General features: G+C 54.1%; 12 protein-coding genes and 1 pseudogene. 9 read left to right on the top strand and 4 right to left on the bottom strand.

The genetic code is table 11. From position 1 onward, the window contains the following. Window positions 1–87, bottom strand: an 87-nt coding sequence (locus tag VH187_RS05305) for a hypothetical protein (RefSeq protein ID WP_329700446.1), incomplete at its 3' end; no start/stop codon positions are given. Window positions 88–353: 266 nt separating this feature from the next. On the opposite strand from VH187_RS05305, the gene pepA reads away from it, so the two are divergent. The 4 genes from pepA to VH187_RS05285 all read left to right on the top strand — a co-directional run bounded on the left by pepA (window position 354) and on the right by VH187_RS05285 (window position 5,911). Beyond that, window positions 354–1,865, top strand: a complete 1,512-nt coding sequence (gene pepA / locus VH187_RS05300; protein WP_329700444.1) for a leucyl aminopeptidase — start codon at window positions 354–356, stop codon at window positions 1,863–1,865. A gap of 122 nt (window positions 1,866–1,987) precedes the next feature. Beyond that, entirely contained in the window at window positions 1,988–2,431 is a 444-nt protein-coding gene (gene holC, locus VH187_RS05295; RefSeq protein ID WP_329700443.1) for a DNA polymerase III subunit chi, read from the top strand. Continuing rightward, window positions 2,431–5,286 (top strand): valine--tRNA ligase, encoded by a 2,856-nt coding sequence (locus VH187_RS05290; protein ID WP_329700442.1) that lies wholly within the window; start codon window positions 2,431–2,433, stop codon window positions 5,284–5,286. The genes holC and VH187_RS05290 overlap by 1 nt, the downstream gene beginning before the upstream one ends. Window positions 5,287–5,407: 121 nt before the next feature. Further along, window positions 5,408–5,911, top strand: coding sequence for a GNAT family N-acetyltransferase (locus tag VH187_RS05285; protein ID WP_329700441.1), 504 nt, complete (start codon window positions 5,408–5,410; stop codon window positions 5,909–5,911). A gap of 35 nt (window positions 5,912–5,946) precedes the next feature. Here VH187_RS05285 and miaE read toward each other — a convergent pair whose 3' ends face one another. Next, window positions 5,947–6,708, bottom strand: coding sequence for a tRNA isopentenyl-2-thiomethyl-A-37 hydroxylase MiaE (gene miaE / locus VH187_RS05280; protein ID WP_329700440.1), 762 nt, complete (start codon window positions 6,706–6,708; stop codon window positions 5,947–5,949). Window positions 6,709–6,768: 60 nt separating this feature from the next. Continuing rightward, window positions 6,769–7,197 (bottom strand): ribonuclease E inhibitor RraB, encoded by a 429-nt coding sequence (gene rraB, locus VH187_RS05275; protein ID WP_329700439.1) that lies wholly within the window; start codon window positions 7,195–7,197, stop codon window positions 6,769–6,771. Between the two features lie 98 nt (window positions 7,198–7,295). Here rraB and argL point away from each other — a divergent pair, with 98 nt between their 5' ends. Both argL and argF read left to right on the top strand, forming a co-directional pair. Then, window positions 7,296–7,391 (top strand): putative translational regulatory protein ArgL, encoded by a 96-nt coding sequence (gene argL / locus VH187_RS23450; protein ID WP_414713907.1) that lies wholly within the window; start codon window positions 7,296–7,298, stop codon window positions 7,389–7,391. Continuing rightward, window positions 7,361–8,365 (top strand): ornithine carbamoyltransferase, encoded by a 1,005-nt coding sequence (gene argF / locus VH187_RS05270; protein ID WP_329700438.1) that lies wholly within the window; start codon window positions 7,361–7,363, stop codon window positions 8,363–8,365. Before argL ends, argF begins: the two co-directional genes overlap by 31 nt. A gap of 77 nt (window positions 8,366–8,442) precedes the next feature. Here argF and VH187_RS05265 read toward each other — a convergent pair whose 3' ends face one another. Further along, window positions 8,443–8,895 (bottom strand): YhcH/YjgK/YiaL family protein, encoded by a 453-nt coding sequence (locus VH187_RS05265; protein WP_329700437.1) that lies wholly within the window; start codon window positions 8,893–8,895, stop codon window positions 8,443–8,445. Between the two features lie 193 nt (window positions 8,896–9,088). On the opposite strand from VH187_RS05265, the pseudogene pyrL reads away from it, so the two are divergent. The 3 genes and pseudogenes from pyrL (at window position 9,089) to pyrI (ending at window position 10,636) form a co-directional block, all read left to right on the top strand. Next, a pseudogene (gene pyrL, locus VH187_RS05260) lies at window positions 9,089–9,225 on the top strand (pyr operon leader peptide). A 2-nt stretch (window positions 9,226–9,227) separates the two neighbouring features. Continuing rightward, the gene (pyrB, locus tag VH187_RS05255; RefSeq protein WP_329700436.1) at window positions 9,228–10,163 is read left to right on the top strand and encodes an aspartate carbamoyltransferase; all 936 of its coding nucleotides are present in this window, start codon (window positions 9,228–9,230) and stop codon (window positions 10,161–10,163) included. A gap of 11 nt (window positions 10,164–10,174) precedes the next feature. Continuing rightward, complete coding sequence (gene pyrI / locus VH187_RS05250) at window positions 10,175–10,636, top strand: aspartate carbamoyltransferase regulatory subunit (RefSeq protein ID WP_329700435.1); 462 nt, start codon at window positions 10,175–10,177, stop codon at window positions 10,634–10,636. The last annotated feature ends 76 nt before the right edge of the window (window positions 10,637–10,712 follow it).

Below are 10,712 nucleotides of genomic sequence, written 5' to 3'. Positions count from 1 at the left end.
CTGACAGAAAAAGATCAGAAGTAAGATGAAAAGGATCGCCAGCTGGCTTTTGAGCGTCTCCCGCACCAGATATCTTATGATTATCACTTTAAATACGCCCGTAAAAACCCGTCTCTTTGCTGGAAAATTGCTTGTTTCATGGCTTAAACGTCATTTATTCTCCTGAGTCGTCGAAAACATCGCTAAGATTAAAAAACCCGGCGGTGTCGCGCTTCAGGATATTTTTTGACGTGTCGAAACCGTAGTAACGTAAGATTAACACGAAGTCACCACAACAGCGGACATGAGTTACGAAAGGTTTCAATTCTATCCGTAGCAGCCGTCGTTGTCTTTAAGATTCAGGAGCGTAGTGCATGGAGTTCAGTGTAAAAAGCGGTAGCCCGGAGAAACAACGGAGTGCCTGTATCGTTGTTGGCGTCTTTGAACCACGCCGTCTCTCCCCGATAGCCGAACAACTCGATAAAATAAGCGACGGCTATATCAGCGCGCTGCTGCGCCGTGGTGAGCTGGAAGGCAAACCAGGCCAGACCCTGCTGCTGCACCACGTGCCGAACGTGCTCTCCGAGCGCATTCTGCTGATTGGCTGTGGCAAAGAACGCGAGCTTGATGAGCGTCAGTATAAACAAGTTATCCAGAAAACCATCAATACGCTGAATGATACCGGCTCGATGGAAGCGGTTTGCTTCCTGACCGAGCTGCACGTCAAAGGGCGTAACAACTACTGGAAAGTACGCCAGGCGGTAGAGACCGCGAAAGAGACGCTGTACAGCTTCGACCAGTTGAAAACCAACAAAAGCGAGCCGCGTCGCCCGCTGCGTAAAATGGTGTTCAACGTGCCGACCCGTCGCGAACTCACCAGCGGCGAACGTGCGATCCAACACGGCCTGGCGATTGCAGCCGGCATCAAAGCCGCGAAAGATCTCGGCAATATGCCGCCGAACATCTGTAACGCCGCTTATCTCGCCTCTCAGGCGCGCCAGCTGGCTGATGCCTACAGCAAAAACGTTATCACCCGCGTCATCGGCGAACAGCAGATGCGCGAGCTGGGCATGCACTCTTATCTGGCTGTCGGCAACGGCTCACAGAACGAGTCTCTGATGTCGGTCATTGAATACAAAGGCAATCCGTCCGAAGATGCCCGTCCGATTGTGCTGGTCGGTAAAGGTTTGACCTTCGACTCAGGCGGGATCTCGATCAAACCTGCCGAAGGCATGGACGAGATGAAGTACGATATGTGCGGCGCGGCGGCAGTCTATGGCGTGATGCGGATGGTTGCAGAACTTCAATTGCCGCTGAACGTGGTGGGTATTCTGGCTGGCTGTGAAAACATGCCTGGCGGGCGAGCTTATCGTCCGGGCGACGTGCTGACGACCATGTCCGGCCAGACCGTTGAAGTGCTGAACACCGATGCCGAAGGGCGTCTGGTGCTGTGCGACGTGCTGACCTACGTGGAACGCTTCGAACCCGAAGCGGTTATCGACGTGGCAACACTGACCGGCGCGTGCGTGATTGCATTGGGTCATCACATCACTGGCCTGATGTCGAACCACAACCCGCTGGCGCATGAGCTGATCGGCGCGTCCGAACAAGCTGGCGATCGCGCATGGCGTCTGCCACTGGGTGATGAGTATCAGGAACAGCTGGAAACCAACTTTGCGGATATGGCCAACATCGGCGGTCGTCCTGGCGGTGCCATTACCGCAGGCTGCTTCCTGTCACGCTTTGCCCGTAAGTATAACTGGGCGCACCTGGACATCGCCGGTACTGCATGGCGTTCCGGGAAAGCTAAAGGCGCAACCGGTCGTCCGGTAGCCCTGCTGTCTCAGTTCCTGTTGAACCGCGCTGGCTTTAACGGCGAAGAGTAAGTGTTCGTTGTTGCCCGGCGGCGCTACGCTTGCCGGGCCTACAAAAGGCGCTTAACCGTAGGCCCGGTCAGCGTAGCGCCACCGGGCAATACGTTTAAATACACAACAAGAAGCCCCATATTATGAAGAATGCGACGTTCTATTTGCTCGACAATGACACCACCGCCGACGGCCTGAGCGCCGTGGAGCAACTGGTGTGTGAAATGGCGGCGGATCGTTGGCGCGCGGGAAAACGCATTCTGATCGCCTGTGAAGACGAGAAGCAGGCCATTCGCCTGGATGAAGCGCTGTGGTCACGCCCGCCGGAAAGCTTCGTGCCGCACAATCTGTCGGGTGAAGGCCCGCGCGGCGGCGCACCAGTAGAAATCGCCTGGCCGCAAAAACGCAACAGCAGCCCGCGGGATATCTTGATAAGCCTGCGTGTGAGCTTTGCAGATTTTGCCACCGCTTTCACAGAAGTGATAGACTTCGTTCCTCACGAAGATTCTTTAAAACAACTGGCGCGCGACCGCTACAAAGCGTATCGCATGGCTGGTTTTAACCTGAATACGGCAACCTGGAAATAATGGAAAAGACATATAACCCACAAGATATCGAACAGCCGCTTTACGAGCACTGGGAAAAGCAGGGCTATTTCAAACCGAATGGTGATGAAAGCCAGGAAAGCTTCTGCATCATGATCCCGCCGCCGAACGTCACCGGCAGTTTGCATATGGGTCATGCCTTCCAGCAAACCATCATGGATACCATGATCCGCTACCAGCGCATGCAGGGAAAAAACACCCTGTGGCAGGCCGGTACTGACCATGCGGGTATCGCCACCCAAATGGTGGTGGAACGTAAAATTGCCGCTGAAGAAGGTAAAACCCGTCACGACTACGGTCGCGATGCCTTTATCGACAAAATCTGGCAGTGGAAAGCCGAATCCGGCGGCACCATTACCCGCCAGATGCGCCGTCTCGGGAACTCCGTAGACTGGGAGCGCGAGCGCTTCACGATGGATGAAGGTCTTTCCAATGCCGTGAAAGAAGTCTTCGTCCGCCTGTACAAAGAAGATCTGATCTACCGTGGCAAGCGTCTGGTCAACTGGGACCCGAAACTGCGCACCGCGATTTCCGATCTGGAAGTGGAAAACCACGAGTCTAAAGGCTCAATGTGGCACATCCGCTATCCGCTGGCTGACGGCGCAAAAACCGCCGATGGCAAAGATTACTTAGTGGTAGCGACTACCCGTCCGGAAACCCTGCTGGGCGATACCGGTGTTGCCGTTAACCCGGAAGATCCACGTTATAAAGATTTGATTGGCAAGTTCCTGGTGCTGCCGCTGGTGAACCGTCGTATTCCGATTGTGGGCGATGAACACGCCGACATGGAAAAAGGCACCGGCTGCGTGAAAATCACCCCGGCGCACGACTTTAACGACTACGAAGTCGGGAAACGTCACGCCCTGCCAATGATCAACATTCTGACCTTCGACGGCGATATCCGCGAAAGCGCGCAGGTGTTCGATACTAAAGGCGAAGAGTCCGACGCTTACTCCGCAGAGATCCCGGCTGAATTCCAGAAGCTGGAACGCTTTGCTGCGCGTAAAGCCGTGGTTGCTGCTATCGACGCGCTCGGCCTGCTCGAAGAAATCAAACCTCACGATCTCACCGTGCCGTACGGCGACCGTGGCGGCGTGGTTATCGAACCGATGCTGACTGACCAGTGGTACGTGCGTGCCGATGTGCTGGCGAAACCGGCTGTTGAAGCGGTTGAGAACGGCGACATTCAGTTCGTGCCGAAGCAGTACGAAAACATGTATTTCTCCTGGATGCGTGACATTCAGGACTGGTGTATCTCGCGCCAGTTGTGGTGGGGCCACCGCATCCCGGCGTGGTACGATAACGAAGGCAACGTCTACGTCGGTCGCACCGAAGATGAAGTGCGTCAGGAAAACAACCTGAGCGCAGACGTGGCACTGCGCCAGGACGAAGACGTGCTCGACACCTGGTTCTCTTCCGCGCTGTGGACGTTCTCCACCCTCGGCTGGCCGGAAAACACCGACGCGCTGCGTCAGTTCCACCCAACCAGCGTAATGGTCTCCGGTTTCGACATCATCTTCTTCTGGATCGCCCGCATGATCATGATGACCATGCACTTCATCAAAGATGAAGACGGCAAACCGCAGATCCCGTTCAAGACCATCTACATGACCGGTCTGATCCGTGATGACGAAGGCCAGAAGATGTCCAAGTCCAAGGGCAACGTCATTGACCCGCTGGATATGGTCGACGGCATTTCTCTGGCAGACCTGCTGGAAAAACGCACCGGCAACATGATGCAGCCGCAGCTGGCGGAGAAAATCGCCAAACGCACAGAGAAGCAATTCCCGGACGGCATTGAGCCGCACGGCACCGACGCCCTGCGTTTCACCCTGGCGGCACTGGCCTCGACTGGCCGTGACATCAACTGGGACATGAAACGCCTGGAAGGTTACCGCAACTTCTGTAACAAACTGTGGAATGCCAGCCGCTTTGTGCTGATGAACACTGAAGACCAGGATTGTGGCTTCAATGGCGGTGAAATGACGCTGTCGCTGGCCGATCGCTGGATCCTGGCCGAGTTCAACCAGACTATCAAAGCTTATCGTGACGCGCTGGACAACTTCCGCTTCGATATTGCTGCGGGCATTCTGTACGAGTTCACCTGGAACCAGTTCTGTGACTGGTATCTGGAACTGACTAAGCCCGTCATGACCGGGGGTTCAGAAGCAGAACTGCGCGGCACTCGTCACACATTGGTGACGGTGCTGGAAGGTCTGCTGCGTATCGCGCATCCGATCATTCCATTCATCACCGAAACCATCTGGCAGCGCGTGAAAGTTATCGCCGGTATTTCCGCCGACACCATCATGTTGCAGCCATTCCCGGCGTTCGATGCCGCTCAGGTGGATGAAGCCGCGCTGGCTGACACCGAATGGCTGAAGCAGGCGATCATCGCGGTACGTAACATTCGTGCTGAAATGAACATCTCCCCAGGCAAACCGCTGGAGCTTTTGCTGCGCGGCTGTAGTAAAGATGCGGAGCGTCGTGTGAATGACAACCGTAGCTTCCTGCAAACCCTGGCGCGTCTGGAAAACATCACCGTGCTGCCTGCCGATGATAAAGGTCCGGTTTCCGTGACCAAAATTATCGACGGCGCAGAGCTACTGATCCCAATGGCGGGTCTCATCAACAAAGAAGATGAGCTGGCACGTCTGGCGAAAGAAGTGGCGAAAATCGAAGGCGAAATCGGCCGCATCGAAAGCAAACTGTCCAACGAAGGTTTCGTGGCACGCGCACCGGAAGCGGTCATCGCTAAAGAGCGCGAGAAGCTCGACGGTTACGCGGAAGCGAAAGCTAAGCTGATTGAACAGCAGGCAGTTATCGCCGCGCTGTAATGCCCTGACCCCTTACGCCTCACAGCGTAAGGGGTATCTTCGTTGAAATATCCTCGCTTGCGCTGTTTTTCCTGCAATGCTATTAACTGCACTAATTCCCTTTTTATTCACGAGTATGACTATGAACGTTATGGCCCAGGCCGCAATTACCCTGCGCCGGATGGCTGAGCCCGATAATTTAGCCATCGCAGGTGTCATCCGCCAGGTCTCCGCCGAATATGGCCTCACCGCCGATAAAGGCTACACCGTCGCAGATCCAAATCTGGATGAGTTGTATCAACTCTACAGCCAGCCAGGCCACGCCTATTGGGTGATTGAGTTAGACGGCAAGGTCGTGGGTGGCGGCGGTGTCGCACCGCTGAAATGCAGCGAAAATGGGATCTGCGAACTGCAAAAAATGTATTTCCTACCGACAGCACGTGGCAAAGGGATGGCAAAGAAACTGGCATTAATAGCCATGGATCATGCCCGTGAACAGGGATTTACCCGCTGCTATCTGGAAACGACCGCTTTTCTGAAAGAAGCCATTGCGCTGTATGAGCATCTCGGCTTCGCGCATATAGACGAACCGCTCGGCTGTACCGGGCATGTCGATTGTGAAGTGCGGATGCTGAAAGACCTGTAATAGAAAGCGGGCAACTTGTCGTCCGCCATTCTCTCTTAGTCGAGCGGCACGCCGCTGTGAAAACGAAACTCCTCATCTGGCGTTGAAATGAGCGCCGCTTCCACCTCGCCAAACAAGCGTACTCTCGGCGCGATATCCATGTCGGAAACCTGCTGAGCCAGCGCCAGATAATCCTGATAATGCCTCGCCTCAGAGCGCAACAGTGACAGATAAAACGTGCGTAAATCGTCATCCAAATGCGGCGCCAGCGCGGCAAAGCGCTCACAGGAACGCGCTTCTATATACGCGCCACAAATCAGTTTGTCGATGAGCGTCAGCGGCTCGTGAGTGCGCACTTCTTTCAACATACCTTTGGCATAACGACTGGCGGTGATTTTCACATAGGGGATCTCGCGCGCAATCATGATTTCACGCACCTGCCAGAAGTGATGCAGCTCTTCTTTAATAAGCAACACCATGCTGTCGATGAGCTGGCGGCCCCACGGGTCGTTCGTCTGCGGCATCACGCTTTTGCTGATCTGCTTTTGCAGCGCAACAAAGTCCGGTTCCGGACCACCACGAAACGCAAAGGCCTCATACGGTTGTAGCCACGTCAGTAAAGCGTCAGATCCTTCTTTATCGGCCACGTATTTCCGTACCAATAGCATTGCGGTCTGGGCGGCTTTTAGCTCGCACACCAGATGATCGGTCAGCAACAGCGGAAGATGTTCCGGGGAACGGGCTTTATCAGTCCACGCCTGCGGCGTAGGGCACTGGAGGAATGTTAAAACGGGAGCGAGTATTTGCGGGTAGTCCATTTGTCTTGCGCGGTCTCGTGAACAGGATGCGGCAACTGGCGTCGCCGCATCAGTCATAACTTAGTGGCGAACGCCGTCGTCATCTTCGTCGACGAGATCTTCATCGTCATCGCCTTCTTCGCCTTCACCGTTCGGATCTTCGAAGTAGGTTCCCCAGCCATCGTATTCCACGCCGAATTTCTCAGCCAGGTTCATCAGCTGTTCAACCTGCGCGTCGATAAGCTCTGGATTGAGCGCACATTCGCTGAGCGCGTCACAGCAGATAACCACTTCGCCGCCCTCTTCCACTTCCAGCTCTTCTGGCTCGGTCACTTCGTAACCCATTTTAAAGACTTCTACCGCCACTTTTTCCAGCGTTTCAAAATCGTCTGCGGAGAAATGGTGCTCAATGGTGTACAGCGCGTCTGGATCGCTGCCATCATCCAGTAGCTCTTCAATAATCAGACGCGTTTCTTCGCGCTGCTCTTCCAGGTGTTCAGGGTTTGCCATAACTCGTTCCTCATGATGTGCGGCAGATACTTCTATTTTCACATACCGCAGTCATTGCCTCCACCTTTACCACAAAGATTTGTGAAACGGGGTTGCAAATGAATATTCATACATATAAATTGAATTTTAATTCAATAAGTGGCGTATGCCATGAGAGGGAAAAATGTCTGCGTTATACCAGAAGCACTTTTTGAAATTACTGGATTTTACCCCTGCCCAACTCGCTCATCTGCTTTCGCTGTCGGCGCAGCTTAAAGCCGATAAAAAGAGCGGCAATGAAGTACCCAAACTGACCGGAAAAAATATCGCGCTCATCTTCGAAAAAGACTCGACCCGTACCCGATGCTCTTTCGAAGTTGCCGCATTCGATCAGGGCGCACGCGTGACGTATCTCGGCCCAAGCGGCAGCCAGATTGGGCACAAAGAATCGATTAAAGACACCGCCCGCGTACTGGGCCGGATGTACGACGGCATTCAGTATCGTGGTCACGGCCAAGAAGTGGTGGAAACACTGGCGCAATATGCAGGCGTTCCGGTGTGGAACGGGCTAACAAATGAATTCCATCCGACCCAATTACTGGCCGATTTGCTGACAATGCAGGAACATTTACCGGGCAAAGCGTTCAACGAAATGACGTTGGTATACGCCGGGGATGCACGTAACAACATGGGTAACTCTATGCTGGAAGCGGCGGCGCTCACGGGGCTGAATTTACGTCTGGTTGCACCACAAAGCTGCTGGCCGGAAGCGAGTCTGGTCGCAGAATGCAAAGCGTTGGCACAGAAAAATGGTGGGGAAATTGTCCTTACCGAAGACGTAGCTTCAGGCGTGAAAGGCGCTGATTTTATTTATACCGATGTGTGGGTGTCGATGGGCGAAGCGAAGTCAAAATGGGCCGAACGGATCGGGCTGTTACGTGACTACCAGGTGAATAAAAACATGCTGGCGCTCACTGGTAACCCGCAGGTGAAGTTCCTGCACTGCTTGCCTGCCTTCCATGACGACCAGACCACGCTCGGTAAACAAATGGCCGAAGAGTACGGTTTGCACGGCGGAATGGAAGTGACCGACGAAGTATTTGAGTCGCAAGCCAGTATCGTTTTCGATCAAGCTGAAAACCGGATGCACACTATTAAAGCAGTGATGGTCGCGACGTTGAGTCAGTGATTTTTGCCCGGCGGCGCTACGCCTGAGCGGGCCTACGCACGGTAGGTCTGAGAAGCGCAGCGCCATCAGGCATTAATTTACTCTACCAACATCTTCACCACGGCTTTGCGCACTTTAGCTGGCGCGCCGACGGCACAGAGCGGTTTATGCACTTCGCCCGGGTAGAACACCACGAAATCCCCCTCGCTCAGCACCACAGTTTTTTCCTGCACGCCTTCCGGCAGAAACGCGATGTCTTTATCGGCCAGCCAGTCGGTGTCCGGTTGACCCGCAGGCTGCGTGCTGAACGTCATGCCTTCCACGCCTTTCAGAATGATTTGGATGTCCAGATAACGCGCGTGATACTCGGCGCGGCGTTCGGCAAACGGCGCGGTGCTGTCTTCTGAAATCAGATAAAACAGGCGGTTACCGTCGATGTCATGTTTTCCAAGCGGCGTGGCATCGGTGACGTGTGCTTTAACGTGTTCGATGGCCTGACGCAATTCCTGCGGCAGCCAGCCATGCAAATGATGAATATTTCCGGCGATCATAAAAACCCCTTAATATAAAACAACGTTTCAATTTCATTTTTTATACCGCCAAACGCGCCATCCTACCATCTGTTTTTTGTGGATATTTGCGCCCGCGCAGAAATCCGTAAGCAATCGTTTTCCTGTCTGTGAACGAATCGCTTGATCCGCAAGCGCAGCTGCGTATAATGCCAGCCGTTTGCCCGGAGGAAGCATGGTCAATTGCGTTCGACATTCTGTCTTACCGCGTCTGAAAACAGGCGCTGGCCTGCCGTTTTTCTTCCGTTGCATCCCCCATTTCAAGAGCCCCTTTTTAAGGGGCTTTTTTTTTGCCCAGGCGTCAGGAGATAACAATGGCTAACCCGCTATATCAAAAACATATCATTTCCATAAACGATCTCAGCCGCGAAGACCTTGAACTGGTGCTGGCGACTGCCGCCAAACTGAAAGCACACCCGCAGCCGGAATTGTTGAAGCATAAAGTGATCGCCAGCTGCTTCTTTGAAGCCTCAACCCGCACGCGCCTGTCGTTTGAAACGTCGATGCATCGTCTGGGTGCGAGCGTAGTCGGCTTCTCCGACAGTGCAAACACGTCACTCGGCAAAAAAGGCGAAACGCTGGCCGATACCATTTCGGTTATCAGTACCTATGTTGACGCGATTGTGATGCGTCATCCGCAGGAAGGCGCGGCGCGTCTGGCAACGGAATTTTCCGGTGGAATTCCAATTCTCAATGCGGGAGATGGTGCGAACCAGCACCCGACGCAAACCCTGCTGGATCTCTTCACCATTCAGGAAACGCAGGGCCGTCTGGAAAACCTCAGCATTGCGATGGTGGGCGACCTGAAATATGGCCGCACCGTGCACTCCCTGACGCAGGCGCTGGCGAAATTTAACGGCAACCGTTTCTACTTTATCGCCCCGGATGCGCTGGCGATGCCGCAGTACATTCTCGATATGCTCGACGAAAAAGGCATCGCCTGGAGCCTGCACGGCACCATCGAAGAGGTGATGGCGAAAGTGGATATTCTGTATATGACCCGCGTGCAGAAAGAGCGTCTTGATCCGTCCGAATACGCCAACGTGAAAGCGCAATTCGTCCTGCGTGCGGCCGATCTGGAAGGCGCGCGCAGCAACATGAAAGTGTTACACCCGCTGCCGCGCATTGATGAAATCACCACCGATGTCGATAAAACACCGCACGCCTGGTACTTCCAACAGGCCGGGAACGGCATCTTTGCGCGCCAGGCTTTACTGGCACTGGTTCTGAACAGCGATTTGGCTCTGTAAGGGGAAAAAAGATGACACACGATAATAAACTGCAGGTAGAAGCCATCAACCGTGGCACGGTGATTGACCATATCCCGGCGCAAATTGGCTTTAAATTGCTGACACTGTTCAAACTGACCGAAACCGACCAGCGCATCACCATCGGCCTGAATTTGCCGTCTGGTGAGATGGGCCGTAAAGATTTGATTAAAATAGAGAATACATTCCTGACCGATGCGCAGGTAAACCAGCTGTCGCTGTATGCCCCGCACGCCACGGTCAACCGCATCGATAATTATGAAGTGGTCGGCAAATCGCGCCCAAGCCTGCCGGAGCGTATTGAGAGTGTGCTGGTGTGCCCAAACAGCAACTGCATCAGCCACGCGGAACCCGTGTCCTCAAGCTTTAGCGTGAGAAAGCGCGCCGACGACATCGCCCTTAAGTGCAAATACTGCGAAAAAGAGTTCTCACACACCGTGGTGTTGTCCAACTAATTGAGGTTGGTATCAGGTACCAGGCTGCCTATAATGGCCAGGCACCAATGAAACCTACTACCGCTGTCACAAAGGA

The organism is Scandinavium sp., from assembly GCF_036271055.1.
Classification (GTDB): Bacteria; Pseudomonadota; Gammaproteobacteria; order Enterobacterales; family Enterobacteriaceae; genus Scandinavium.
This window is presented reverse-complemented; position numbering and strand designations above follow the sequence as displayed.

Bases quoted from the DNA above. Each gene is read 5' to 3' on its own strand.
- miaE (WP_329700440.1), bottom strand. From the start codon at position 6,708: ATGGACTACCCGCAAATACTCGCTCCCGTTTTAACATTCCTCCAGTGC.
- pyrI (WP_329700435.1), top strand. From the start codon at position 10,175: ATGACACACGATAATAAACTGCAGGTAGAAGCCATCAACCGTGGCACG.
- VH187_RS05285 (WP_329700441.1), top strand. From the start codon at position 5,408: ATGAACGTTATGGCCCAGGCCGCAATTACCCTGCGCCGGATGGCTGAG.
- holC (WP_329700443.1), top strand. From the start codon at position 1,988: ATGAAGAATGCGACGTTCTATTTGCTCGACAATGACACCACCGCCGAC.
- pepA (WP_329700444.1), top strand. From the start codon at position 354: ATGGAGTTCAGTGTAAAAAGCGGTAGCCCGGAGAAACAACGGAGTGCC.
- VH187_RS05290 (WP_329700442.1), top strand. From the start codon at position 2,431: ATGGAAAAGACATATAACCCACAAGATATCGAACAGCCGCTTTACGAG.
- rraB (WP_329700439.1), bottom strand. From the start codon at position 7,197: ATGGCAAACCCTGAACACCTGGAAGAGCAGCGCGAAGAAACGCGTCTG.
- argL (WP_414713907.1), top strand. From the start codon at position 7,296: ATGAATATTCATACATATAAATTGAATTTTAATTCAATAAGTGGCGTA.
- pyrB (WP_329700436.1), top strand. From the start codon at position 9,228: ATGGCTAACCCGCTATATCAAAAACATATCATTTCCATAAACGATCTC.
- VH187_RS05265 (WP_329700437.1), bottom strand. From the start codon at position 8,895: ATGATCGCCGGAAATATTCATCATTTGCATGGCTGGCTGCCGCAGGAA.
- argF (WP_329700438.1), top strand. From the start codon at position 7,361: ATGTCTGCGTTATACCAGAAGCACTTTTTGAAATTACTGGATTTTACC.